Origin of the sequence: Microcystis sp. M109S1, from assembly GCF_020247025.1 — a bacterium.
GTDB lineage: Bacteria > Cyanobacteriota > Cyanobacteriia > Cyanobacteriales > Microcystaceae > Microcystis.
In genome coordinates this window covers 1-25479 of the sequence record NZ_JADBRW010000224.1, presented here as the reverse complement: position 1 = coordinate 25479, position 25479 = coordinate 1, and the positions used below count along the sequence as shown (strand labels likewise).

Genomic DNA, 25479 nt, shown 5'->3' with positions numbered 1-25479 from the left:
TCAACCTTATTTCCTAGAAAGTTTTACTCGTTCAAGGCCGAATTTGAAGTCTTTTCTGAACGAAACCCCCTACTATCTGTTGTCAAGGTTCAGTTTTTAGCTTGGTTATCGCTTTTTCCATTGTAGCTTAAAGCCGTCCTCAAAGGACGGGGTTTTAACCCAAATTTTCGATAACCTGAGTTTGCGATCAGCCCAAATCTTCATGCGATCGCCGTCAGCCCAGCCTATTTTTTTGGTGACTGGGAACTGACGCTAAAATAAGCTAAACGGCGCTTAACCTGCATGATCCAATAGCTATAACCCTTTTGGAGTCTATATCGGTGATCCGAAGTAAAAGCCGTTTAGCTTAATCCTACTCTAGCCATTTTCTCCCAACTATGATCGATCGCCCTATTCATGTAATTGGTGGAGGATTAGCGGGGACTGAGGCGGCGTGGCAGATAGCCCAAGCAGGTATTCCCGTGATCCTGTACGAAATGCGCCCAATTCGCTCTAGTCCCGCCCACCATAGCCAATTTTTAGCCGAATTAGTCTGTAGTAACTCCTTTGGTGCCATGGCGGTGGATCGCGCCACTGGGTTACTCCATGAAGAATTACGACGCTTAAATTCTCTAGTTATTGCCCAGGCCGATCAGCACAGTGTCCCCGCAGGAGGGGCTTTAGCGGTCGATCGAGGGGTCTTTAGTCGAAATTTGACGGAAATCTTGGCTAACCACCCTCTAATCACCTTAAAACGTCAGGAGATCACTGAAATTCCCCGGGATGGTATCGTCGTTTTAACCACTGGACCGTTAACCAGTGCTGCTTTAGCCGCAGATCTGCAAAATTTCACGGGTCTGGACTATCTGAGCTTTTTTGATGCCGCTAGTCCGATTATTCTAGGGGAATCGATCGATCGATCGATCGCTTTTCTGGCCTCCCGTTACGATAAAGGTGAGGCCGCCTATCTCAATTGTCCCATGGATCGGGAACAATACCTGCATTTCTGGCAAGAACTAAAACAGGCAGAACAGGCAGAATTAAAGGATTTTGAGCGAGAAAATGCCAAATTTTTCGAGGCTTGCCTACCAATCGAAGAATTAGCCTGTCGGGGAGAAGATACCATGCGTTTTGGTCCCCTGAAACCGGTGGGATTAGCGGATCCCAGATATCCGGATCAACGTCCCTATGCAGTTATACAGTTGCGAATGGAAGATAAAGCGGGGCAATTATGGAATATGGTGGGATTTCAAACTAATTTAAAATGGGGTGAACAAACACGAGTTTTCCGTCTGATTCCGGGGTTAGAAAAGGCCGAATTTGTCCGCATGGGGGTGATGCACAAAAACACCTTTATCAATTCTCCCCAGTTATTATCCTCCAGTCTCCAGTTTAAATCGCGACCGACGCTATTAGCGGCAGGACAGTTAATCGGGACGGAAGGCTATACGGCTGCGGCTGCTGGGGGATGGTTAGCGGGAACTAATGCCGCTCGTTTAGTTTTAGGATTAGAAACGGTGACATTGCCGACCACAACGATGATGGGGTCATTATTTGAGTTTATCAGCAGTGCCGAACCGAAACATTTTCAACCGATGCCGCCAAATTTTGGCATTTTGCCGAATTTTAGCCAAAAAATCCGCAATAAACGGGAACGTTACGGTCAATATGCCGATCGCTCTTTGCAGGATTTAGAAGCATGGTTAAATCAGCTAAAAACTCCCTGTCTCGTCTAACTGTCAATCGCTAAATCGATCGCCCATAATAGAGAAGGAACCTATTTCTTTCTCTATCGCTATGCCAAACCCCGATTTTTTCCCTCCCCAATCCTACAGTCAAGAGGATGTGCAGGAAATTCTCTATTTGGCTATCTCCCGTCAAGGGGATAAGGGAGAAATTACCCGTCAACAGTTGTTAGAAATTGCCGACGATTTAGCTATTGAAGTTAAAGACTTAGAAGCAGCGGAAAAGGACTGGCAAGAGTCAAAAATGCTCAGTTATAAGCGGCAGGAATTCGATCGCTTTCGTCGCGAGGAGCTAAAACATAAAACCGTTCGCTATCTGATTATTAATAGTTTTTTTCTTACCATTAATTTAATTAGTGCGGGAACAATTTCTTGGGCAATTTATATCTTTTTGCTGATGGGTTTACCTCTTTCTCTCTCGGCTTGGAAAACTTTTCAAAATCAAGGAATTGCCTATGAAGAAGCATTTAAACGCTGGAAAATTAAAGAGGAAATGAAAGAATCTTTTACCAATCTTTGGACTCAAATTAAAAAGTTTTTACAGTTTTAATATTGTTGAAAAAGGAAGATTTTTAAAGGGAAAACTATCTTCTAAAATCGGGCGTTACTTTCGATTTTTTCCCTCAATTCAAGCTTTTGGGGGGTAGAACCCCCGCGCATTAGTTTTTCGGTGAGATGCTTACACGCGGTTGTTCATATATTTGTCCCAGTTTAAGAGTCACTGATAATTGCTGATTGTCGGTGTTTCTGCAAATGTGAGATGCACCATTTTTCCTTTTCGTCAACCACACAGACACAAATCAGTAAAACCCTACACCCTACACCCCACACCCCACACCCTGTCCCTAGGAAAAACTTTTTGCCGCAAACCCTACTTACTGTCATCAAAAATATCTAACTGCTGGAGAGATGGGGAATTATCTGACTTAACCGGTTTAATTTTCTTAATTCCCTGACGCAAACCGATAGCAATTTTACTATGTTTTTCGATTTGACCCATCACCTGCATGGCACGATCGATCACAGAAGCTGGTAAACCGGCTAATCTCCCCGCTTCGATACCGTAGGATTTATCCGCGCCTCCCGGTCGTACTTGGTGCAAAAATACTATCTCATGGGGTAATTCCTTGACCGTTACCTGATAATTTGCCACATTCTCTAAGATTGAGGCTAATTCGTTCAGTTCGTGGTAGTGGGTGGCGAAAATCGTCCGCGATTGCAGTACCGTGGCTAAATACTCCGCTACAGACCAAGCTATGGATAAACCGTCAAAAGTGGCTGTCCCCCGGCCAATTTCGTCTAATAATACTAATGATCTCTCCGTGGCGTGATTGAGAATATTGGCAGTTTCGTTCATTTCCACCATAAAGGTGGATTGGCCGGTAGCGAGGTCATCTACAGCCCCCACCCGGGTGAAAATGCGATCGCAGATAGAGATTTTGGCCGACTTTGCCGGGACAAAACTACCGGTTTGGGCCAACAATTGAATTAATCCCACCTGTCGCAGATAACAACTTTTGCCACTAGCATTGGGACCGGTGAGAATAATCAAGTCGGGGTATTCTAAACCCTCCTGATTGCCCAAATTAATCGAATTCGGCACAAAAAAGCCGGCCCCAAGCGATTGTTCCACCACGGGATGACGACCATCCTTAATATCGATAAGACGACCATCCGCGATTTCCGGGCGACAATATCCCTGATAAACGGCGATTTCTGCCAATCCGGCCAACACATCCAAAGCGGCGACTTTTGTGGCTACTTCCCGGATTTCTGGGGAAAATTCGGCCACTTGACGGCGTAAATCGCTAAAAATCTCGTATTCTAACTTATTTAATTCATCTACTGCCGTCAGAATTATATTTTCTTTCTCCTTTAACTCGGTGGTGATATAACGTTCCTCATTGACTAAAGTTTGCTTACGCACATAATCTTTTGGGGCGAAATCGGCTTTACTGCGGGGTAAACTGATATAATAACCGAAAGTTTTGTTATAATTAACCTTAAGATTACTAATACCCGTTCTTTCTTTTTCTGTCGTCTCTAGATTCTTAAACCAATCGATTACTTCCTGATAGTCGCGCCGCAGGGCATCCAATTGGGCATCAATTCCCTCGCGAATCACCCCCCCTTCCTTCAGATGCAGCGGAGGAGATTCCACCAGATGCGCGATTACCTGCTGGCCTAATTTTTCTAAATCGGCGGGAATTTGCTGTAAAGCTTTCAAATAAGGCGAATTTCCTAAGGCGACCAAAGCCGCTAAATCGGCTAATTTGACTAAAGATGCCGCTAGGGAAAGTAAATCGCGGGCATTAGCTGTTCCTGCGCCAACACGACCGCTTAAACGTTCTATATCGTAGATTTCCCTTAATTTTTGCCGAATATCTTGGCGCAAGGAGGGATTATCCTTTAACTCTTGGATAGTATCTTGACGGGCGCGAATACCACGAGAATCTAAGAGAGGTTGCAGTAACCAACGACGTAAAGCGCGACTACCCATGGCCGTACAAGTGCGATCAATCGCCCATAATAGAGAACCATAGAAGCTACCATCGCGCACCGTTTGGGTAATTTCAAGGTTGCGACGGGTTTGGCCATCTAAAATCAAAAATTCCGAGATAGAGTAGGTTTTTAAAGGTTGTAGGGGGACTTGATTGGCTTTTTGGGTATCTTCAATGTATTCTAATAGGCCTCCGGCAGCGCGAATAGCGAGGGGTAAATGTTCGCAGCCCATCCCCTCTAGGGAACGCATTTTATAGGTGATTAGGAGACGATTTTTCGCTTCTGTGAGAGTAAAGATAGTTTGGGGACGGAGAGAATAACAAAAACTATCGGGTAAACAGGGGGGGAGATGGTCGGATTTTTCTCCGGGGCGCAAAATACGGTTTAAATCGGGGGCATTGATGGGAAAAAGGATTTCCGAGGGCTGTAAACGGCTTAATTCTAGGCTTAAAGCCGTTAAATCGCTGGCTTGGGTGGTGTAGAATTCTCCGGTGGAGATATCTGCATAGGCTAATCCCCAATTTTCTCCGGTAATCACCACTGCGGCCAGAAAATTATTCTTTTTTGCGTTTAACATTCCCTCATCGGTGAGGGTTCCGGGGGTGAGCAGTTTGGTGATAGCGCGTTCTACTAGCCGTTTTTCGGCGGCTGCTTCCGTCGAATCCTCTACTTGGTCACAAATCGCCACCGCATAGCCTTTTTCCACCAATAAACGACTATAGCGCTCTAGGGCGTGGTGGGGAACCCCGGTCATGGCGACTCTCCCAATACCTTTACCCCCTTCCTTGCTGGTGAGAACTAATTCTAATTCTCTGGAGATAATCACCGCATCCTGAAAGAAACACTCGAAAAAATCGCCCACACGATAGAGTAAAAGGGCATTGGGATAGGTTTCTTTTACCTCCACATAATGCTGATACATGGGGGTGAGTTTACTGCGATCGAGTCCGCGATAATCACGATGGGGATCTTTATTGGTAGCCGGTGGTTCTAGGGGAAAATCCGAGGGGAGAGTCATGGGTCAAAGAAAGCTGGACAATGTTTTAATCAACTGTTCCCCACCGCTTGGCTGAGTGGGAAGTTTCTGACGCTTCTTCGTCGATGGCGGTTGCCTCATACTTCCGCACGAGGAGAACCACTTAATGGTTCCCCTTCCTGTACCTTCCCCACTCCCCTAGGCTGAGAGTGGGGACTGACGCAGGTTCGTTCAATCAAAAATTGAACGGACAAAACTGATAAGCGATAACTGACAACTGAATTAGATAGACACTTCGCTTAATTCGCGGGTGAGATGATCAAAGGGTTCAGCGATCAAAGAGGTGTCGGCAATACCCGCATCAAGAGCCATGGTTTGAATCATTTCGCTCATGATTTGGATACCGCGCACCGTCGGACCGATGGGAACACCGAGGGAATTATAGGTTTCCCGCAGTCCTTGCAGTACCCGCTCATCTAGAACATTAGTATCAGCAGCTACTAGGGCATAACTGGCATAGCGGAGATAGTAATCCATATCCCGCAGACAGGCAGAATAACGACGGGTGGTGTAGGCATTACCCCCAGCGCGGATCAATTCGGGAACTTCTTCAAATAGACGAATCGCCGCCCCACGCACGAGCGCCGCCGAATTAGCGTTAATTAGGGCGGCGGCAGCTAGACGGGCAGTTCCCGAGGTGAAATATTGTTTAAGATTATCGATCGCATCTCGATCGAGATAACGTCCGGTGACATCGTATTTTCTAATCAGGCTAGTTACCGCGTCTCGCATTATTAAGTTTCTCCCAACAGCAATAAAGACATTTTTGAGTTTCGCTTTATTTATAATCTCACAGGGTTGAACTTCGGGGGACATCCCTAGTCTAACTCTCTTGCTTGTCTAACAATTTGTTGTTTTTTTGAGACATTTCTTTACATTTAAGGCATTGGGTGGACTTGCTCTGAGTGGCGGAATTATCCCTTATTTGACGAGGCACTCAAAACGACGAGATTATCCCGATGAATAATGGTTTCTGCGGCCATATAACCTAATAAACTGGCAATACGCTCGGAATGTTGACCTTTAACTCGATCGATCTCCTCACTACTATAATTAACAATTCCCCTAGCCAATTCCCGGCCTTCTTGATCGCACAATTGCACCGATTCGGAGGCGCTAAATTCCCCTGCCACTTTGGTAATCCCGGCCGCTAGGAGAGATTTTCCCCCCTGACAAATGGCTTGAATTGCCCCAGCATCGAGATAGATTTTACCCATGGGCATTAGTCCGTAGGCGATCCAGCGTTTGCGGGCGTTATCACTGCGTTTTTGGGCTTCAAAACGGGTTCCAATCGCCTCTCCTGCCATAATTTTTAAGATATTGCTGGGCTGCCGTCCCCTAGTAATCGCCATTTCTACCCCGGCGCTGGTGGCAATCCGGGCCGCTGCCAATTTAGTCGCCATACCCCCGGTCCCCCACTGACTGCCACTACTACCGGCATCGATCGATAGTTGCGCTAATTCCGCGGGACTAACTCGGGCAATGGCCGCCGCTTCGGGAAATAGCCGCGGATCGGCACTGTAGAGGCGATCCACATCGGTGAGGATAAATAACCAGTCAGCCTCGATTAAACTGGCGACAAGGGCTGATAAAGTGTCATTATCGCCGAATTTTAACTCATCGATCGCCACGGTGTCATTTTCGTTGACAATGGCAATCACCCCTAATTCAAACAAAGCCTGAAAAGTATTATAGGCGTTGACATAACAGGTGCGTTCCATTAATTCGGGACGAGTTAGGAGAATTTGGGCGATCGGTTGACCAAGACTGGTAAAGAGGTCATCATAGATCCGCATCAGACGACCTTGACCGACGGCGGCGATCGCTTGTTTAAGGGCGATTTTTTTCGGTCTTTCCTGTATTCCCAGACGACGGCAGCCCACTCCCACAGCACCGGAAGATACTAAGACCACCCGATGACCGGCAGCGCGCAACCGGGTGAGGACTTCCACTAAAGCGGCGATCGTGGAGAGGGATAATTGGCCGGTTTCATTATCGGTCAAACTGGAAGTACCGATTTTGATCACTATGGTTTGGTGCATCGTCAAAGGGTGTGGGGTGTGGGGTGTGGGGGGGAGCATCTCATTTATGCAAGTGAGTAATTATGCTTGTCGCTAAAACTGACTTTTGGCAAGGCTTTCAAAATAGCTTGACATAAAACTTAATTTAGGAGTTACAAAGGTGAGATGCTCCCGTGTGGGGAGCAGGGAGAAACAATTTATAACTTGAGAGTTAATCACACTATTAAAAACGGATTTGGTATTAGGTTTATTCAGCCAGACCTAGATAGCCAAAGCTTTGATGGCAACTTTAATTAAAGTATAAAAACGGGGTTCAGTCACGTTGACTTCTCTAGCTTGTTGCCGATTTTTGCCTAATAAACCAATTCGCTGCCCTTTCTGCACGACTAAAATATCGCCCTGTTCATTTTTGATGCGAATCTCGTTTAAATCACCCCAAAAACTACATTGATACATTTTTTCGGCGTGCATAAAAATTGCTTTTTTAATATTATTATTTTCTTGGGGTAATCGCACTCCCACTAATTCAATTTCTATAGTTGTATTGCCGTTCCAAGTATTTTCTTTTAGTTTATAGGCAACATCTAAACGATTTGGCAAAGGACAATATTCGCCCCAACGCCAAGCTAATGCCTTAATTCTGGTATCATCGGTTTGAGCTAGTAATAATTTTAAATGATTTTTTCCGATAGTTTTCTGTTCTACTACTCGCACGTTAGGAGTCCAAAAAACGGGTAATTCATTGCCAATTCCCCAGGGTTGCAAACTATCAATTTGTTGAAAAAGTTCGAGAGTAATTTGTTTAAAGTCAATGATAGTATCAATTTTAATTAAAGGTTTTAATTGTTCTATTTGTAAAATTTTGTGAGAAAATTGACTTAATCTTTGTTTAAATGCTAGTAAATTAGCTGTGGGTAAACTAAAACCCCCCGCCATTTTATGACCGCCAAATTTTCCTAGTAAATCTTGGCAAAATTGCAGGGCTTCAAAAACGTGAAATTCTTCAATTCCTCTGGCAGAACCGCGAATTTTACCCGTATCTTCTTCCTCGTAAGTACCGATAAAAACTGGCACTCCGTAGCGTTCCACTAGACGGGAGGCCACAATACCAATCACCCCATGATGCCAATCTTTTTCGACTAACACTAAAACTCGATCTTGTTGCCAAAGAATCGGCGTTTTTTCGACTAATTTAATCGCTTCTTCTTCAATTTTTTCGCACAATTCTTGACGGGTACGATTAATTTGTTCGCACTGCATCGCTCTTTCTAAGGCAATTCCCGCATCATCGGTGGTTAATAATTCAATAACTATCTGGGGATCGCCAATTCTGCCAATTGCATTAATTCTCGGTCCCAATTTAAAGCCAATATCATCCGGTTGTAATTGCTTTTGTTCCTCGCTAATTCCCGCTATTTGCATGAGGGATTGAATCCCGACTAATTGCGATTTGGGTAATTTTCTTAAACCCCGTTTTAACCAGCGACGATTTACCCCGATTAATGGGGCTAAATCTGCTATAGTGCCTAGGGTAAATAATGCTAATAATGACTCGGTTAATCCCTGTAATTTACCCATTTTTTGGGCAGTTGTCACCGCTAAAATATAGGCGACTCCCACCCCCGCTAATCCCTGATAGGGAGAGTTCGGAGTTAATAATTTTGGGTTGAGAATAGCGGAGGCATTTGGTAAAATTGGCGGCAGATCGTGATGATCGGTGATAATAACTTTTAATCCTAATTCTATCGCTAGGGCGATCGGTTCGTGAGCGGAAATACCATTATCAACGGTGAGAATCAATCCGACTCCCGATTCGGCAAATTCTTCGACAATGCGCTGATTAATTCCGTATCCCTCTTTCATGCGACTGGGAATTGCATGATTCACGTCCGCACCGAGATGTCTCAAGGCTCTCAATAGTAAAGATGTACTGGTCATGCCATCGGCATCGTAGTCCCCACAGATAGCGATTTTATCGCCTCTAGCGATCGCTTTTACTAATAAATTGACACTTTTTTCTAAATCGGGAAATTCTCCCAGGGGAGAGGGTAAGCTATCCACTTCAGGATCTATATAAGTTTTAGCTATTTCTGGGGTATCAATACCGCGATTAATTAAGATAGTTGCTAATAACGATGATAGTCCCATTTCTCGCGCTAACCCCTCGATTTTTTCGGGATTAGCTGCGGCAATATACCAGCGTTGGATGGGATATTTGTAGGCCATTTTTTGTTAAGTAAAAAGGTAGGGTGCGTTAGGGCAGCGTAACGCACCAAAAACAAGGTTAAAAGCGGATTTGGATGGCCCCAGCAGGAGGTTGAAAGGGGAGATTATTATTATTAATTCTCAGGGGAGAAGCGGGTACTACCTGCACATTTGGGGTGGTGGGTTGACTTTCGTTGGTACTCAGTAAAGTCAATTGATTAATACTAGGATTAATCGCAAATTGTTGGGTGATAACTCCCGACGGACAACAGGAAGGATCCCGGGGGAGAAATCTTCTCATGTTGACGGTGATCATACCATCTTTGGCACTCAGATTATCGACAATTACTCGATCTGCTAACAGGACAGTATCGGTGTTAGTGGCAGTACCGTTATTATCAATCACTAGGGCTAAATAATGTAATTGCTGTTGATCTCTGGTAATCACTCTTAACACGGCAATCCCATCAGTCCTTTGATCATTATTATAGTCCCCCATCAAAGCTTCTCGACTGACTTGCACTCCTAAAATCTGTCCCTCATTGGATTGAAAAATACCATCGCTGACAATTACGGAACCCCGATTGGGAATATTATAGACGGTGTTTCTTAAATTATCCACGCTCAGGGGTGTAGATTGGGCAAGTAAGGGCAGAGAATTATTGAATAGTAAACTGATACCTAGGAGGATAGATTGAGGTAAAACTGCTAATTTAATCATGGTTGTAATGGATTGGGTATATTTTCTTGGGTATCGAATAACCGCACGTTATTGATGGTACAAACCATCCCCTGTTGTGCTGCTAATTTATCTCGCCATTGGCTTAATTGTTGTTGACCATTACTACCATTTAACCAGTAAACTGTCAAGAGGCCGAGGGTTTGTTCTGGTTCACAGGAAAAGCCGAGAGTTTGATCGGGTATATCGGTATTTCCTTCACCACATTGCCAACCTTGTTTTTCAATTAATTCTTTCCAACCTTTCTCTTCTTTGGCAGCCACAGCAATGCGTTGATCTCCTCGGTTACAAAGCCAATTTTTCTGTTGGGTGGGATCATTGGGTAGATCACCAAGATTGGGGGAATTTTGCTTAATTGGGGGAAGCGAGGGGACTTGAGCTTGAACAGAAAAAATCGGCAGTATTAACCAAGTGCCGATGAGCATTTTTAACAGTTTCATCTTTTAAAATTGCCATATTTAGGGATTTATGCCTTTAGAATATCACGTTTTTGAGATATAGATAAAATACTCTCTTAAGATATGTTTAAATCTCTAATTATGGTTTCGATCGCATCAAAGGAAAATTCTCCGGCTAACTGTTGTAAACCTTGGGCAAGGATAGCATAATCGGCGGGAATTTCTGCGGTTAGGGCGATAATTTTTTCATCATCACATTCTCGCGCTGCTTGTTGCAATTGTCTAATCCAGACGGGACTGATTAATTTTAATAGCGATTGCAGGGAATCGAGGAAAACTGGCGAATAATTGGGTTGATTTGGCTCATTATCGGCATAAATATATTTTAATCCTAGATATTCGCTCATTTTTTGCCAGATAACTTCCTCTCGGAAAGGTTTACGCACGAAATCATCACAACCGGCGGCAATAACCAAGGCGCGATCCTCTTCAAAAGCGCTGGCAGTTAGGGCAATTATCACCGTTTTTCCGCGATTATCAGCCTCTAACTGCCGAATTTCCCTAGTTGCTTCGTAACCGTCTTTCACTGGCATTCTCATATCCATCCAGATAAGATGAGGTTGCCATGCTTGCCAAATTGCGATCGCTTCTTGACCATTAGCGGCCTCTTGCACGGATAATCCTAGGGTAGCCAGGAGTTTCAGCAACAGCAAACGGCTTTCTGGTCGATCATCGACGACTAATATGCGATATTTAGGCTGATTTTCGGCTAAAGCGATAACTTTTGCCCTATTGGTTTCGGTTTTAATCTCATTTTCTCCCACCAAACCCACCTGAATATCAAAACTAAAAATACTTCCTTGACCCAGAATACTACTAACTCCGATCGCACCTCCCATCAACTCAACAAATTTTTTACTGATAGGTAAACCCAATCCTGTCCCCTGTTGGGATTTTCGTCCCGTTTCCGTTTGGTTAAAGGGTTGAAATAGCTTATAAATCTCCTCTGGAGCGATTCCTGCGCCTGTATCTTCAATTTCCCAGACCAATCGCTGATAATCTTCTCTTTTCTCCCCTAATTTTACCCGGAGAGTTACCCCTCCCGACTCAGTAAACTTCAATCCGTTACCCAAGAGATTGATTAACACCTGTCGCAATTTACTTTCATCAGTACATATATATTGAGGCAGATCGGAGCTGCGATCAAAAATTAAGCTTAAAGCTTTTGCCTGCGCTTGTGAGCGTAGCATTTCGGCAATATTATCTAAAAGAGCGTATAAATCAAAATTACTAGGATTAAAAACCGTTCTTCCCGCTTCTATCTTCGACATTTCTAGAATATCGTTGATTAACTCTAATAAATGTTCTCCGCTACGATTGACAATTTCCAAATATTGCCGATATTCACTGCTGACGCTGCTATCCCGGGATATTAAGCGAGTAAAACCCAAGATAGCATTAAGAGGAGTGCGTAATTCGTGGCTCATGTTAGCTAGAAACTCACTTTTAGCTTTATTTGCCTTAACTGCCGCTTCTTTAGCCTCTTTTAATCCTTTTTCCGCTTCATATCTACTTTGTGCGATCGCAATTAATTCTCCCACCAACCGGACAAAGGTGACATCTTCCTTCGTCCATTGCTTTTCTGCACTTGCATCCAATCCCAGATAACCCACCGTTACCCCACAACTATCCCACATGGGAACGATTAAGAGACAGGGAGTAGAACTATGAGCGAGAATAGTTCTTTCAGGGATAGCAGTAGCGGGTAAATCGTCTAAAGAGTTCAGTTTAACTGGAATACCGTTTAATAATTGTTCAGAAAACCAGGGAAAGGTTTCCGTCGAGAGATTTTGTGATTCTTCCCGAATCGGGATAACTTGCGGATAGTTGGGGTGACAGCATTCATAAACCATACTCCACTGCTGACGACAGGTGGAATATTGAATAATGTAACAGCGCGCACTCTGGGTAAATTGGCAGAGCAGTTCTAGGGTATGATCGATCGCCAAGTGGATATCTTGAGAAATTAGTAATCTTGTCACCCGCGAGAGCAAATTATCGCGATGTGCCTGCATTTCTAGGGCTTTTTCCCGTTTTTTAGACTCTAGTTCCTCAAAATCACTCATAATCAGTTATCAGTTATCAGTTATCAGTTATCAGATGTGAGTTATCAGTTATCAGATGTGGGTTTTCAGTTCACTGATTACTGTTCACTGTTCACTGAAAATACTCCCCATCACCCCGTCTCCCGTTTCCCGACTCAAAAAACAGGAAACTTTTCCCCTATTATGTTCTATAGGAATTTTACCGAATCAATATGCTCAAATTATTAGCTTCTCTCCTTCTCTCCTGCTGTGTAGCCTTGGGTGTTTCCCTATCACCGGCTGCTGCCATGGGAGTCTATGACCTCCCTATTTTAAGCTCCGGAGCGCCCACTTATGTGGTCGATCCCGTTTCGGCCATTAGTGCCGCTAACGAAGGAAAATTAAATAAAGATCTGAAAAACCTCGCCGAAAAAACCGGCCAGGAAGTGAGAATGGTGGTAGTCCGGCGCTTGGATTACGGTCAAAAAATTGACAATTTAGCCGATGATATCCTGAGAGAATGGTATCCTAACCCCGAAGATCGTGCCAATCAAACTATCATCGTTCTTGATACTTTAACCAATAAAACTGCTATGCGGGTTGGGGAGGAAGCAAAACCCCTATTAACCGATGCTATTGCTGATAGTATCCTCTCGGAAACTATGGCAGTTCCCCTCAAAGATGGGGGAAAATATAATCAAGCTTTACTCGATGCTAGTCGTCGTCTAACGGCGGTACTTTCTGGAGAAGCAGATCCCGGACCGCCGGAAGTAGCGACAATTAATATCGAAAGTACCTTTACTACCGCAGAAGAAACTGACGATAAAAGCGCCACAATTTGGGTGATAGTTTTACTGGTTTTAGCCACAGTAATCCCGATGGCCACCTATTTTTGGTACGCTGGTTTTGGTCGATAAATTAAATTAATGATCTGGGACTGATACAGCTAAAATGTTCTCACAGATAGCTCAATTCTCAGCCTGTATGAGCAAGATGAAGTAACTTCTAGTAGTAGATTTTAGTTGTGTCAGTTCACCCCATTTGCTTAACATTAATAACTAATGTCTAAACTGGTAAATAAATTACAATCCTATTATCGAGAGGAGGAAGGAACTTACTTAATTGAAATTAAACTTAATCAGTTACAGCAAGTCTTTAATTCTCTCGATCCTTCGCCATTCTTAGATAGAGATTTAGACGATAACGCCGAAAACTATATTATTAACTCTGTGGATGAATTCCACCTAAATACCCCCCTTAAATTAGTCTTTTATCTTCCCAGTAACGAACAGAATACCGCCCGACATCTGTTACCCTCAGCTTTACATAATTATTTTGACTATCGCCAACAGGGAGAACAAAGAAAATTACGCACAATTTGGCGACAGGGACGCATATCTTTGCTAATTGGTCTCTCCTTTCTTTTTGTTTGTTTGAGTCTCAGCGAATTAATTAGTCGTTTCGGCACCGATACATTTATTCACTTCTTAGAAGAAGGATTATTAATTAGTGGTTGGGTGGCCCTCTGGCGACCTTTAGAAATTTTTCTTTACGAATGGTGGCCCGTCAGTTATCAACAAAAGATTTTTGCTAAACTGGCCTACATCCCCATTGAAATCCGTCTCTTAGAGGAACCATCCACCCCCGACTCTTTTCGATAGAGCGAATCCTCCCGATGGCTTGTCTTCAAAGTTACAAAGCTTTTAGTTGAGGCGGTTTATAATAAAAGTAACTCTGTACAAAGCTTATCGGGTTTCAGCTTGGCTATTACTTTCTCCTCAAACTTTTAACCAAGTAGTCGGGCATAACTTTTTTCAGTCTGGCGATTATTTGCGTTTCATCCCGACAAATCCCGACAAAATTACTATCTAGATAGGAGTCCTAATGTTAATCCGTGTTGGTTATGAATTTGGCTTTGATGCCCCCTTACCCGTGGTCATGTTGTTAAAACTTTATCTACACCCCTCAATTTTAGATCAAGTTAGACAATCGGAAAATTTGCAGGTGGAACCGGCAACAAAAATAGAAGAATTTTTAGATAGCTTCGGTAATCGAACCAGTCGTCTAATTTTACCCGACGGACAGATACGCATTCACAATGAAGCAGTTATCGAGAATGAATGGGAACCCGATATCGTTAATTGGAATGCCCAAGAAATTCCTTTAGCAGAGTTACCAACCCAAGTTTTTCCCTACCTAATGAGTAGCCGTTATTGTGAAGTAGATTTGCTTTCGGAAATTGCCTGGGAACTTTTCGGACAAACTCCCCCCGGTTGGGCAAGGGTACAAGCGGTTTGTGATTGGGTTCATAGTCACATTCGTTTTGGTTACGAATACGCGCGGGTGACGAAAACCGCCTATGATGTCTATCGGGAAAGAACGGGGGTTTGTCGCGATTTTAACCATCTAGCTTTGACTTTTTGCCGTTGCTTAAATATTCCCGCCCGTTATGCCTCTGGATATCTCGGAGATATCGGTATTTCTCCCCAACCTCTACCGATGGATTTTAGTGCTTGGTTTGAAGTTTATTTAGACCATCAATGGTACACCTTTGATGCTCGTCATAACACCCCCAGAATCGGGCGGATTTTAATGGCTCGCGGCTTAGATGCCGTCGATGCTTCCCTAACAACGTCTTTTGGTCAAGTAAATTTAACAAAATTTAAAGTATGGACGAGCGATGTTTCCCACCTCTATGGTTAATCAGAGTATTTATAGCGGTTCTCGCATCTGTGAGTTACACTTGAACCTTTGCTGATTAAGCTTTTTAGGATCGATAATGTATCTCTTGTGAACAGGAAACGCTATATTAAACCTCTTGCATAATTAATTTTTGAGGGTTCAAAAACGGCAAAAATAAGGATTAAATTGCCTGAAAGTGCCAGTCATTGGAGTGAACGGGGGGAATAAAACCCTACACCCCACCAACAAGCTTTTTCAGCAAACCCTACTTAGATAAAATTTATTTTTCTACCTTAACCCGTTGAGTAACGACAACAATCCCATCTCCTTGAATTAAAATCGCCGATAACCAACGATTTTCCGGTGTTGCCGGGGCTTTTACCCGCTTAAATAAACCGCCGGACTGTAATAATTCCAATTCTAGAGGCTTTGTATTAATATAACGCTCAATATCTACTTTCTCATCGATCGCCGTTCCGGCCAATAAATCATCCCCTAAAGGTTCGCGGATAATCACATCAAAATCAAATTCTTGACCCACTTTCACCCTTTCGGGAATTCTCACTTGAACACTGGGGGGATTTTTGCCGGTGCTTAACTCGACTCTCTCGCTTAAAATCTCCTGATAAACAAGTTTATTGCCTTGAAATTGTTGACGAGAACGAATCGTAGCATTCATTCCCACCACTCGTCCCTGCACCTTTCCCGTCCCAGTAATTTTAGTAATTGTATTGGCCGTTAACTTATCACCGGAACGACTCCAAGATTCGAGAGTCGTGGTGTATTTTAGATTGTTATAACGTTCCCAAAAATGAGTTAAAACCTTTTTAGTTTTTTCGTAGGTCAAGCCATCGGAATTAGTAAATTTCGGACTATAAAACTCCATTAATTGCTTGATATCTCGCTCGTTAGCCGCCGTTTCGATTTTGGAGATAAGCGTTTTTAAATTAGCCGGAGCAGTTTCTGGCTTTTCGGCTCGCAGGCCGGTAGCGAGGGTGAAAGTTAACCCCAAACCTAACAGCAACGATAGGGAAAAATTGAGGGATTGACGAAAAAATTTATCGGGGATTGTGTTCAAGTTACGCATTAGTGATAGTTTGTGTAAGGATCGATCAATAACTATGGTAGATTATTTCATTCTAGGGCTGAATTTCCCCTCTCTCGAATTATGGCACGCACTCCAACCCGTCTATTGATTGCCGCTAGTGGTACTGGTGGTCATTTATTTCCCGCTTTGGCCCTGGCCGAGCGCTTGCCGGATTACGAGATTGAATGGTTAGGAGTTCCAGACCGTCTCGAACAGTCCTTAGTTCCAAAAACCTATCCCCTGCACACCATTCCCATTGAGGGATTTCAAACCCGTTTGGGGTTAAAAACTCTCAAGATTCTGTTCAGTCAACTGCGGGCCATTTGGCAAGTGCGTAGTTTAATCAAAAAACGTCAGATAGCGGCAGTTTTTACCACCGGGGGTTATATCGCAGGCCCGACCATTTTAGCGGCTCGTTTAGCCAATATTCCCGTCATCCTACACGAATCTAACTACATACCGGGCAAAGTCACGAAAGTTCTCGGTCGCTGGTGCGATACGGTCGCCCTCGGTTTTCAGGGAACCGCCAGCTATTTACCCGGCACTCGCACCACTTGGGTTAGTACACCAGTACGAGAGCAGTTTCTCATTCCCCAGTCCCTAGATTTACCGATTCCAGAGACTGCTTTTTTGATTGTCGTTGCCGGTGGTTCTCAAGGGGCCGTGGCTCTTAATCAAATTGTCCGGCAAAGCGCTCCCCAATGGTTAGAAAAAGGAATTTATATCGTGCATCTCACGGGAGAAAACGACCCCGAAGCGGATAGTTTGCGCCATTCTAACTATTTTTCCCGGCCTTTTTACGACAATATGGCGGGATTATGGCAAAGAGCTAATCTGGCTATCAGTCGCTCTGGAGCCGGCACTTTAACAGAATTAGCGATCACTTGTACGCCTTCGATTTTAATTCCCTATCCTTTTGCTGCCGAAGACCATCAGTTCTACAATGCCAAAGTTTTCGCTGAAGCTCAAGCCGCTTATCTTTATCGTCAAAATGAGTTAACTGCTCAGTTTTTAAGCGAATTAGTCCTCGATTTATGGTCTAATCCCGAAAAATTGGCCGCCATGGCTCAACAAGCTTCCCATCTAGCCATTAGTGATAGCGCCGATTTATTAGCCGATTTGTTGAGAAGAAAGAGTCAAAAAGATAGTTTGTGAAACAAGTCGGCCACCGGAAAAGTGAACCCCGGAACCACCTCTTCCCCCTCCAGAAAATCTCCTGATGTTAATAATCGCTGCGGTTCGTACCCAGAACGATAAACTAAGACATAGTGTTGACCCGGACTGATAACCCAGAGCAAACGAGTACCATTGGCAAAATATTCGGCAATTTTGTCCTCGATTTCTGCGATTGTACTGCCCAAAGAGAGAATTTCTACCACTAAATCTGGCGCACCTTCTAGAAAACCCGTCGGCAATTCTTCCAATCCTTGCAGACGTTCCTTGGCAAAAAAAGCTATATCGGGAGAACGTTTATTGCCATTTTTCATAGTAAAAGCAGTGCTGGAGTCCAATAATACACCTAGTTTTCGAGATGTTACTAAACCGAATAAAGCAGCACTTAAAAGAATGGCAATATAACCGTGTAAAGCCCCAGAATTACCCATATTAGTTAACTCTCCCTTGACCAATTCGTAACGATTACCATCGTCGGGTAACGCCATAAACTCTGCATCGTTACATACTTTTGTCGCTGGAGTTTTCATCACAGTATTTTCTCGAATAGACATAATTTATCCTCAGCAAAGATTCACAAGTAAAACCCTTAAAGAATTTCCTGTAACATCCGATTGGCCTGGGAAGCGTAACCACCACCAAATAAATTAAAGTGATTGAGAATGTGGTAGAGATTGTAAAGAGTTTTGCGCTGTTGATAACCGCCATCGAGGGGGAAAACATCGTTATAACCCCGATAAAAAGCCGCGGGAAAACCGCCAAAAAGTTCCGTCATGGCTAAATCCACCTCCCGGTCTCCCCAATAGGTGGCAGGGTCTAAAATTACCGGTTCCCCATCGACGGTAATGGCCGCATTTCCCGACCACAAATCACCATGCACGAGGGAGGGATGGGGTTGATGCTGACTCAAAATCTCGCTAATAGCGGGAATAACTTGATCCTCGTCGGGAAAATTGCCGCCGCGCTCCTTCGCAAGTCTTAATTGATAGCCAATACGCTGATGAGCGAAAAAATCCGCCCAACTGTTACTAACGGTATTAATCTGGGGAGTAGAACCAATGGTATTATTACACTGCCAACCAAAGCGATCGGACAGGGAAACTTGATGTAAACGAGCTAAATTTCGCCCCATTTTTTCCCAGCTTTGACTATTGCCACCGCCGAATTCTAGCCACTCTAGCACTAAATAACTAGATTTCTCGGCAATTCCCCAACAAATTGGCTCCGGAACCCTGATAGTCTTGGTAGCGTGAATTTGCTTTAATCCTAAAGCTTCGGCAGCAAACATGGCCTCTTGGTTCGCTTGGTTAATCTTAACGAAATAAATTAAACCATTGCCAGTGACGGCATAACCCTGATTGATACAGCCACCACTAACGGGACGACTTTTCTCAATTTCAAAAGGTTTTTCCGTGGTTTGGGTAATATGTCGAGCAATTTGAGTCCACATAGGTTATCAGTTATCAGTTATCAGTTATCAGTTATCAGTTATCAGATGTAAGTTATCAGATGTAAGTTATCAGTTATCAGATGTAAGTTATCAGATGTAAGTTTTAAGTTAATTAGTTATTTAGTTAGTTATTTATTTATACCGTTTCTCGCATCTGTGAGGCACAGCTTAACCTTTGTTGATTAAGCTTTTCAGGATTGATAATGTACCTCTCGTGAATCAGAAATGCTATAAGTTATCAGTTATCAGATGTAAGTTTTAAGTTAATTAGGGTTTGCTGAATAAATCTAAAAACCTTATCCAACAAGGTTTTTAGACTTTTTTTCCCTCAAAAAGTGCCGACCCTTGGAGTGATTGGGGGGAAAATTCCGCGACTTTTTCCCTGAAAATTAGGTAATTGACCACCTGAAAATGGGTAAAACCCCACACCCCAACCCCCAACCCCCAACCCCCACCGAAAAACTTTTTCAGCAGACCCTAATTAGTTATTTATTTATCTTCATCTTTATCCCTGATTACTGATTACTGATTACTGATTACTGATTACTGATTACTGATTACTGATTACTGATTGGTCTCACCACAACCACACCGTAAGCTTTGGGATTTAAATACTCTTGAGAGGCATTTTGAATGTCCTCTAAAGTGAGAGCTTCAATGTGTTGGGGATAACAAAAAGCCGGTTGTAAATCACCGATCTGAGTATGATAATAACCGTAAAGGTTGGCTCGATCGCTCGGTCTTTCGTTGCTAAAAATAAACCGATTGGCCACTTGGGTTTTGACTCTTTCCAGTTCAGAAACTGTCACAGCTTCCTGTTGAATTTGTTCAATCTGTGCTAATATCTCTGTCTCCACTTGCTCGATATTTTCCGAGGCTAATTGGGCCGACACGGAAAACACCCCTTGCACTGCTTGGGACATATTACTGGCAGTTATTTGGGAAACTAAGCCCTTTTCTTGGCGCAGAGACTGAAATAATCGCGATACCTTGCCCTGACCGAGAATAGCCGCTAAAACATCGAGAGGATAGGTTTTTTCTAAGTCTCTCAACCCCGGCACTTTCCAAAATAGGATTAAGCGGGCCTGCTGCAAATTTTCATCCTCGTATTCTTGACGGATAATCTGGTTAAAAGGAGCTTCGGGCTGTAGATTAGCGATAGGATGGGAAATCAGCCCAGAATTGCCCTTAATGCCTAAAGCATCTAGAGAATCCCTCACAATAGCCATTAAATCATCTACAGGCAAATTACCCACCACCGCCACCGTCATCCATTCGGGACGATACCAAGTCCGATGAAAATCGCGCATTTGTTGAGGAGTAAGATTTTCAATCACTTCCGTCGGCCCCAACACCGGACGACGATAGGGTAAAACTTGAAAACAAGTCTCCATGGTGCGATAAAAAGTGCGACGACGGGGATTATCCTGAGAACGACGAATTTCTTCTAAAATAACCTGTCTTTCCCGCTCAAAAGCTTCATCGGGAATTAAAGCTTCTAAAACCACTTCTAGCTGGAGCGGGGCCAGATGGGCGAAGTCCTGCGGGGCAGTGGTAATGTAATAATGGGTGTATTCTTGGCTAGTAGCGGCATTAGTCACCGCTCCCCTCGATTCGATCGCCCGTTCAAATTCACCACTGTCTAAGTTACGGGTTCCCTTAAAAACCATGTGTTCGAGAAAATGAGCCATCCCATTGATCTGATCCGATTCTAAGGCCGAGCCGACCTGCAGCCAAACATTGAGATTAACCGCTTCTACCGGTTGACTTTCGGCAATAATCGTTAAACCATTGGCAAGACGGTGCAGAATCGGAGTGTTGAGCGTGGCAGGTTTCCCTAGGATAGCCGTCATTCTTTATTAGTCCTCGGTGATCACTCTGGCAAAAATTGTCACTTTTCTCTATTGTAGTCCCAGACTTTCACAGAGCCAACAAGATCAGGTGTTGGCCAGCAATTCCAAATTCAGAATGTAGCAAAATTGATCGAGGTAGGGTGTCGCTAGCGCCAGTGAACGCACCGTTAATGGAGGCTGCCGGGATATTCATTCCAAGAAATCGCTTTAGTCAATCAGGGGGTTGACCGTCAATTAAATTTCTAAAATATAAAGTTTTGTAACAACTTGAGACGTTCGCAGGAGTTTGAGGTGATTTCTTTTATGAAAGCAGTTGAGAACATCATCTATGCCGTTAACCCAACCCTGTTTCTCCTCTTCTGAAGTTCGTTTGAATTCCATGGCCTCCCATCGCCATCGGGGAACTTCCCTGAAGCAAACCGATGATGATGAGCTGCAATACCTCGCCATGCAAGCGCGTTCCTATTCTAGGACAGTGGGTTTGCAACAGCAAGCCGCGATCGCTCGGTTACTTGATGCTCTGCGATTATCGGGTCGGCTACGGGGTCGAGGTCATTATTCGGTAGAGGTCTATGAGGATGCGGTTAATCGAACGTTATGTTGGGTTGCTTTCCACCTCGACCAGTTCGATCCTGACCGGGGCAATTTTCTGGATTGGGTCAACTATCGCCTGGATATTCTGTTGCGGGAGGCATATACCGAAACCCTTGACCCGCTGGTCAGGGCGCAGAAGCAGCAACTGATTCGTCGCAAGTACCAACTGACGGCAATGAGTAGTCAAGTCGGTAAGGTTGGGCTGGGATTCTGGTTAACGTTGCAGGTTAAAGGGATCGCGATTAATGTGCAAAGCTTTGTCTGGTTGGCGGTTCTCTGTCGGTTATCTGGGCTAAGAAAGGCTAATCGGGTTTTGGGCGATCGCGTTTTTCTGGATCTGGCAAGGGCAACTTTATCGGTATCGCCTCTACAGCAGGTGAGCGGTGAGTCTGTTGTCTTTGAGAATTTGGCTCAGCCAGAGGAACAGCTTTGTTTGTCGGAGTTGATCGCTGAGTATATTGAGTCTGATCCGGAGTTGTTGTCTCGCCATCATGTCCATAATTGCCCGAAGGCGACTTTGAAGGCAATTTTGAGGGCACGATTGGAGGCGCGATCTTGGCAGGAGATTGCGGATTCTTTTAGTTTGACGGTGGCGGTGGTGAAGAATTTTTTCTCGCGCCAGATGAAGACGGTTGCGCCTTTAATCGGACAGGAAATTCTGTCTTATTTGTAATTTTTTAAGGAGGTGAATAGCTTTTGAAAAACTCACTGGCTGAGTTTGCAGGGATTCTTGTGGAAAATTTAAGCTTCCGATGGGGGGAAATCAAGATAATGCCTACAGGAATTAATCATAGTTCTGTATTTTTGATTGCTCTAGGAGGGGAAGCCCATGAAATCGCGGATTACTTTTGTCAACAACATTCTGATTTTGCTCTAGCAGAACAAGTGTATCTCAATACTTTGGCTGTGTATGCGGTCAACTGTTGCTTACGGTCTTTGGGTATTGCCACAGATTTGGAAGCGAGTGATAGTTGGAATCCCATCATGCGATCTCGTTTAGCTGTAGCGGATTTGGTGGTGAGGGATAAGGGAAAAGTTGAATGTTGTCCTGTGATGCCGGGTGAGGATTTTATCGAGATTTCTGAGGAGGTTTTATCGGACAGAATTGGTTATGTTTTTGTGGAGATTGATGCTGAGATGTCTGAGGGAAAGGTGTTGGGTTTTTTGGAGAAAGTCAATGAAACTAAGTTAAGTCTTTTGACATTGCTTTCTCTGGATGATTTGCCAGCATATCTGGAGAAAATCAGTCCTCCACAATTAAAATCTCAAATTTAATTTGGGCTGAGTTTTTTGAAGAGTAATCTATTACAGCTTGATTGTCAAAGTTTTGAAGTAATCAAATTAAGGAGAAAATTCATCATGAATCATCTAATTTTTCACGCATCAGTTACAACGGTTACTGGTGCTGCGCTATTATCCTTCATCGGAATAAATTCTGCTCAAGCAGTAAGCATTACATTTTTTCCACCTACTGCATTCTCATCTAACCCGACAATCCTCAATCAAAATGTAGGCATAACAGGATATACAATTGAAGATTTTGAGGATACCACTCTAATTCCTGGTTTAAGTATCAATTTATCTGGCGATATTCCGAATACCACTTTTACGACTTTGCCTAATCTTAGCGTTCCCTTAGCCGCTACTTGGGATGGTAATCATACCTTGACTAATATTCCTGATAACATCAATAAAAGCCTAGCGGTTTGTCTAGCCTGTGCCAAACTCACAACTTTCAATTTTAGCACTGGTGTTACATCTGTAGGAATTGGACTTTCAGGTTTTCAGTCCTTAAATCCTCCGCCACTTATACCTGGCGATGTTGCCAGAACAAATCATCGATTGTTTGTCAATGGTACGGCAATAACAAGCACAATTGAAAGCTTAGGTGGAGTCAACTGGATTCCCAGCAGTTTTGGTCGCAATGCTTACTTGCGTATTGATGCAGAACCTGGAGAATTAGTTACATCTATAGGATTTGAGAATATTACCAATAGTATCTCTAATAATGACGTACTTGAATTTGATCATCTTGCAATAGGCTCAGTCGCTCAGCCTCCCAAAAGCGTTCCAGAACCTTCTAATATCTTGGGTTTAGGTTTACTCGGACTAGGTTTAGCCGCAACAAAAGTAAAAGGTGTCCTATCAAAAAAAACAAAGTCACCAACAGATAACCCCCAAGAACCAGACAGCTAAATTAAACCAGATTAATTTGGTTTAGCTTTCTTAAAGAGCCGCTTGCTTTAGTTCGATTACCAAACAATAAATTCAAGGAGAAAATTCATCATGAATCATCAGTTTTTTTGCAAATTGGGCATGACTACTACGGCTGTCACTACACTGTTATCTCTCAGTAGCATAGCTACCTCTCAAGCCATCACAATTACAAGCATTGCAGGAGACAAAGATTGCTTTGGAACAGGCTCTAATACTTGCAATACTTTAGCTGTAGCTAATATTGTACATGAAGCAACCGATCAAGATTTTGACCTTTTCACATCTAAAACATTTCAATGGTTGCATACTTATTCATTTCCAGCAAGTGCATCAATTACTTCTGCCATTTTAAAGATAGTTTCTTTAGATATAGAAGATAACGGTGCAGGAGATGGGCTTGGAGGACTTCCATATGACGATAGATTATTCATTGATGATGTTGAAGTATCAGGTGCTTTTGATAATGTTTTTACCCCAGATGGTAATGCTTTTACTCTAATTCCTGTTAACGTCACAGTTTTTAATCTCAATTCTACATTCTTTTCTCTTTTGGGAGATGGCAATGCCGCTATTCGATTGAATAGTTTTGGAGGTACGAGACCTGATGGTATTGCTATTGATTATGCTGAACTTGAAATCCAAACTGTGTCAGAACCGCAGCCTCCCAAAAGCATTCCTGAACCTTCTAACATCTTTGGTCTAGGATTATTCGGATTAGGTCTAGCCGCAACAAAGGTGAAAAGTGTCCTATCAAAAAAAACAAAGTCACCAACAGATAAGCTCCAAGAACCAGACAGCTAAATTAAACCAGATTAATTTGATTTAGCTTTCTTAAAGAGCCGCTTGCTTTAGTTCGATTACCAAACAATAAATTCAAGGAGAAAATTCATCATGAATCGTCAATTTTTTTGCAAATTAGGCATGACTACTACGGTTATCACTACACTATTAGTTTTCAGTGAGGCTTTGACTCCGAAATCTATTTTTGCTGCAACTTTTAACGATAAAAACGCATTTGATTTGGCTGCATCTGCTGTTGGTACTGTTGCGCTTGAAACCTTTGATAGTTTTACTGGTTCAGTATTTCAGCTTCCGTCTTTGGGCATTAAATTTGATCCTCTGAATAATGGTATTCAGCCCTATAGCCTTGCAAATACTTGTGGAGGAATCCTTGTAAGCCCTCCAAATTTTCTAATTAATAACGATGCTTGTGCTTTACCTGGAAAAGGAAATATAGTATTCCACCCAAATAATGCTTCTAATGATATTATCGGAGTTGGGTTGTTCAATAGTAGTAGTGATGATAGCTTACAGCTCTCTCTTTTTGACATTTCAAATAATCTAATTGAGCAAACTACAGTGTTAGGAGGGTCACCAAAATTTATTGGAATTATTACAAATAATCCCGCATCTCGTATTGAGATATCTTCCTTTGGTGGCAATGGACTTTTTGCGATTGATAATTTAAAAATTGTGACTAAAATTACTAAACCTATTTCTGTCCCTGAACCCTCTAATATCTTTGGTCTGGAATTATTCGGGTTAGTTTTAGCCGCAACAAAAATCAAAGGGATCCTATCAAAAAAAGCAAAGTCACCCACAGATAACTCTCAAACAACAGACAGCTAACCAAGATTAATTGCAGTAGGATAAACGAGTCTATCCTACTGCATAATCCGTCAATTGTCGAAGTACAGGAGGATGAAAGCCAATG

Annotated in this window: 22 protein-coding genes; 11 read left to right on the top strand and 11 right to left on the bottom strand. The window is 43.2% G+C overall.

The genetic code is table 11. The annotated features are described in order from the left end of the window. Window positions 1-377: 377 nt before the first annotated feature. Both trmFO and IM322_RS11285 read left to right on the top strand, forming a co-directional pair. A complete protein-coding gene (gene trmFO, locus IM322_RS11290) occupies window positions 378-1715 on the top strand; it encodes an FADH(2)-oxidizing methylenetetrahydrofolate--tRNA-(uracil(54)-C(5))-methyltransferase TrmFO (RefSeq protein ID WP_287674315.1) in 1338 nt (445 codons plus the stop codon). 61 nt (window positions 1716-1776) lie between these two features. Beyond that, window positions 1777-2274 carry a 2TM domain-containing protein gene (locus tag IM322_RS11285; RefSeq protein WP_004266818.1) on the top strand — a complete coding sequence of 166 codons (498 nt, stop codon included), beginning with the start codon at window positions 1777-1779 and terminating at the stop codon, window positions 2272-2274. A gap of 321 nt (window positions 2275-2595) precedes the next feature. Here the strand turns inward: IM322_RS11285 and mutS are convergent, their stop codons facing one another. The 7 genes from mutS to IM322_RS11250 form a co-directional block, all read right to left on the bottom strand. Further along, window positions 2596-5244, bottom strand: a complete 2649-nt coding sequence (gene mutS / locus IM322_RS11280) for a DNA mismatch repair protein MutS (RefSeq protein ID WP_287674317.1) — start codon at window positions 5242-5244, stop codon at window positions 2596-2598. Window positions 5245-5484: 240 nt separating this feature from the next. Further along, entirely contained in the window at window positions 5485-5994 is a 510-nt protein-coding gene (gene apcB / locus IM322_RS11275) for an allophycocyanin subunit beta (protein WP_502863377.1), read from the bottom strand. Between the two features lie 182 nt (window positions 5995-6176). Next, on the bottom strand, window positions 6177-7304 hold the full coding sequence (gene proB, locus IM322_RS11270; protein WP_287713213.1) for a glutamate 5-kinase: 1128 nt from the start codon (window positions 7302-7304) through the stop codon (window positions 6177-6179). Between the two features lie 240 nt (window positions 7305-7544). Next, on the bottom strand, window positions 7545-9509 hold the full coding sequence (recJ, locus tag IM322_RS11265) for a single-stranded-DNA-specific exonuclease RecJ (protein ID WP_287674323.1): 1965 nt from the start codon (window positions 9507-9509) through the stop codon (window positions 7545-7547). A 58-nt stretch (window positions 9510-9567) separates the two neighbouring features. Further along, the gene (locus IM322_RS11260; protein ID WP_286825980.1) at window positions 9568-10209 is read right to left on the bottom strand and encodes a hypothetical protein; all 642 of its coding nucleotides are present in this window, start codon (window positions 10207-10209) and stop codon (window positions 9568-9570) included. Further along, on the bottom strand, window positions 10206-10667 hold the full coding sequence (locus tag IM322_RS11255) for a hypothetical protein (RefSeq protein WP_286825979.1): 462 nt from the start codon (window positions 10665-10667) through the stop codon (window positions 10206-10208). Before IM322_RS11255 ends, IM322_RS11260 begins: the two co-directional genes overlap by 4 nt. A gap of 74 nt (window positions 10668-10741) precedes the next feature. Continuing rightward, window positions 10742-12751, bottom strand: a complete 2010-nt coding sequence (locus tag IM322_RS11250; RefSeq protein ID WP_287674326.1) for an ATP-binding protein — start codon at window positions 12749-12751, stop codon at window positions 10742-10744. Between the two features lie 191 nt (window positions 12752-12942). Here IM322_RS11250 and psb32 point away from each other — a divergent pair, with 191 nt between their 5' ends. From psb32 to IM322_RS11235, 3 genes are all read left to right on the top strand, one after another. Beyond that, entirely contained in the window at window positions 12943-13626 is a 684-nt protein-coding gene (gene psb32 / locus IM322_RS11245; RefSeq protein WP_286825977.1) for a photosystem II repair protein Psb32, read from the top strand. Between the two features lie 144 nt (window positions 13627-13770). After that, the gene (locus IM322_RS11240) at window positions 13771-14370 is read left to right on the top strand and encodes a hypothetical protein (protein WP_287674330.1); all 600 of its coding nucleotides are present in this window, start codon (window positions 13771-13773) and stop codon (window positions 14368-14370) included. Between the two features lie 223 nt (window positions 14371-14593). Then, complete coding sequence (locus tag IM322_RS11235) at window positions 14594-15412, top strand: transglutaminase-like domain-containing protein (protein ID WP_287674333.1); 819 nt, start codon at window positions 14594-14596, stop codon at window positions 15410-15412. Window positions 15413-15671: 259 nt separating this feature from the next. Here the strand turns inward: IM322_RS11235 and IM322_RS11230 are convergent, their stop codons facing one another. Further along, window positions 15672-16478 (bottom strand): DUF8623 domain-containing protein, encoded by an 807-nt coding sequence (locus IM322_RS11230; RefSeq protein ID WP_286825974.1) that lies wholly within the window; start codon window positions 16476-16478, stop codon window positions 15672-15674. A gap of 81 nt (window positions 16479-16559) precedes the next feature. On the opposite strand from IM322_RS11230, the gene murG reads away from it, so the two are divergent. Then, window positions 16560-17633 (top strand): undecaprenyldiphospho-muramoylpentapeptide beta-N-acetylglucosaminyltransferase, encoded by a 1074-nt coding sequence (gene murG / locus IM322_RS11225; protein WP_286825973.1) that lies wholly within the window; start codon window positions 16560-16562, stop codon window positions 17631-17633. On the opposite strand, the gene IM322_RS11220 is transcribed toward murG, so the two are convergent. The 3 genes from IM322_RS11220 to IM322_RS11210 all read right to left on the bottom strand — a co-directional run bounded on the left by IM322_RS11220 (window position 17615) and on the right by IM322_RS11210 (window position 20954). Continuing rightward, the gene (locus IM322_RS11220) at window positions 17615-18205 is read right to left on the bottom strand and encodes a Uma2 family endonuclease (protein WP_287674337.1); all 591 of its coding nucleotides are present in this window, start codon (window positions 18203-18205) and stop codon (window positions 17615-17617) included. The two genes, murG and IM322_RS11220, sit on opposite strands and share 19 nt — an antisense overlap. A gap of 35 nt (window positions 18206-18240) precedes the next feature. Then, window positions 18241-19101: a fructosamine kinase family protein gene (locus tag IM322_RS11215; protein WP_287077053.1), complete on the bottom strand. Its 861-nt coding sequence runs from the start codon at window positions 19099-19101 to the stop codon at window positions 18241-18243. A gap of 557 nt (window positions 19102-19658) precedes the next feature. Further along, on the bottom strand, window positions 19659-20954 hold the full coding sequence (locus tag IM322_RS11210; protein ID WP_287672855.1) for a M16 family metallopeptidase: 1296 nt from the start codon (window positions 20952-20954) through the stop codon (window positions 19659-19661). A gap of 328 nt (window positions 20955-21282) precedes the next feature. Between IM322_RS11210 and IM322_RS11205 the strand changes: the two genes are divergently transcribed. From IM322_RS11205 to IM322_RS11185, 5 genes are all read left to right on the top strand, one after another. Continuing rightward, complete coding sequence (locus IM322_RS11205; protein ID WP_287713211.1) at window positions 21283-22221, top strand: hypothetical protein; 939 nt, start codon at window positions 21283-21285, stop codon at window positions 22219-22221. Between the two features lie 23 nt (window positions 22222-22244). Continuing rightward, on the top strand, window positions 22245-22823 hold the full coding sequence (locus tag IM322_RS11200; RefSeq protein ID WP_287672852.1) for a DUF1822 family protein: 579 nt from the start codon (window positions 22245-22247) through the stop codon (window positions 22821-22823). Between the two features lie 84 nt (window positions 22824-22907). After that, window positions 22908-23744 (top strand): PEP-CTERM sorting domain-containing protein, encoded by an 837-nt coding sequence (locus tag IM322_RS11195; protein WP_287672850.1) that lies wholly within the window; start codon window positions 22908-22910, stop codon window positions 23742-23744. A 90-nt stretch (window positions 23745-23834) separates the two neighbouring features. Continuing rightward, entirely contained in the window at window positions 23835-24566 is a 732-nt protein-coding gene (locus tag IM322_RS11190; protein WP_287672848.1) for a hypothetical protein, read from the top strand. A 90-nt stretch (window positions 24567-24656) separates the two neighbouring features. Continuing rightward, window positions 24657-25394 carry a hypothetical protein gene (locus tag IM322_RS11185; RefSeq protein WP_287672846.1) on the top strand — a complete coding sequence of 246 codons (738 nt, stop codon included), beginning with the start codon at window positions 24657-24659 and terminating at the stop codon, window positions 25392-25394. Window positions 25395-25479: the final 85 nt, after the last annotated feature.

Coding starts and splice junctions, on each gene's coding strand:
- trmFO (WP_287674315.1), top strand. CDS start 378: ATGATCGATCGCCCTATTCATGTAATTGGTGGAGGATTAGCGGGGACT.
- IM322_RS11285 (WP_004266818.1), top strand. CDS start 1,777: ATGCCAAACCCCGATTTTTTCCCTCCCCAATCCTACAGTCAAGAGGAT.
- mutS (WP_287674317.1), bottom strand. CDS start 5,244: ATGACTCTCCCCTCGGATTTTCCCCTAGAACCACCGGCTACCAATAAA.
- apcB (WP_502863377.1), bottom strand. CDS start 5,994: ATGCGAGACGCGGTAACTAGCCTGATTAGAAAATACGATGTCACCGGA.
- proB (WP_287713213.1), bottom strand. CDS start 7,304: ATGCACCAAACCATAGTGATCAAAATCGGTACTTCCAGTTTGACCGAT.
- recJ (WP_287674323.1), bottom strand. CDS start 9,509: ATGGCCTACAAATATCCCATCCAACGCTGGTATATTGCCGCAGCTAAT.
- IM322_RS11260 (WP_286825980.1), bottom strand. CDS start 10,209: ATGATTAAATTAGCAGTTTTACCTCAATCTATCCTCCTAGGTATCAGT.
- IM322_RS11255 (WP_286825979.1), bottom strand. CDS start 10,667: ATGAAACTGTTAAAAATGCTCATCGGCACTTGGTTAATACTGCCGATT.
- IM322_RS11250 (WP_287674326.1), bottom strand. CDS start 12,751: ATGAGTGATTTTGAGGAACTAGAGTCTAAAAAACGGGAAAAAGCCCTA.
- psb32 (WP_286825977.1), top strand. CDS start 12,943: ATGCTCAAATTATTAGCTTCTCTCCTTCTCTCCTGCTGTGTAGCCTTG.
- IM322_RS11240 (WP_287674330.1), top strand. CDS start 13,771: ATGTCTAAACTGGTAAATAAATTACAATCCTATTATCGAGAGGAGGAA.
- IM322_RS11235 (WP_287674333.1), top strand. CDS start 14,594: ATGTTAATCCGTGTTGGTTATGAATTTGGCTTTGATGCCCCCTTACCC.
- IM322_RS11230 (WP_286825974.1), bottom strand. CDS start 16,478: ATGCGTAACTTGAACACAATCCCCGATAAATTTTTTCGTCAATCCCTC.
- murG (WP_286825973.1), top strand. CDS start 16,560: ATGGCACGCACTCCAACCCGTCTATTGATTGCCGCTAGTGGTACTGGT.
- IM322_RS11220 (WP_287674337.1), bottom strand. CDS start 18,205: ATGTCTATTCGAGAAAATACTGTGATGAAAACTCCAGCGACAAAAGTA.
- IM322_RS11215 (WP_287077053.1), bottom strand. CDS start 19,101: ATGTGGACTCAAATTGCTCGACATATTACCCAAACCACGGAAAAACCT.
- IM322_RS11210 (WP_287672855.1), bottom strand. CDS start 20,954: ATGACGGCTATCCTAGGGAAACCTGCCACGCTCAACACTCCGATTCTG.
- IM322_RS11205 (WP_287713211.1), top strand. CDS start 21,283: ATGCCGTTAACCCAACCCTGTTTCTCCTCTTCTGAAGTTCGTTTGAAT.
- IM322_RS11195 (WP_287672850.1), top strand. CDS start 22,908: ATGAATCATCTAATTTTTCACGCATCAGTTACAACGGTTACTGGTGCT.
- IM322_RS11190 (WP_287672848.1), top strand. CDS start 23,835: ATGAATCATCAGTTTTTTTGCAAATTGGGCATGACTACTACGGCTGTC.
- IM322_RS11185 (WP_287672846.1), top strand. CDS start 24,657: ATGAATCGTCAATTTTTTTGCAAATTAGGCATGACTACTACGGTTATC.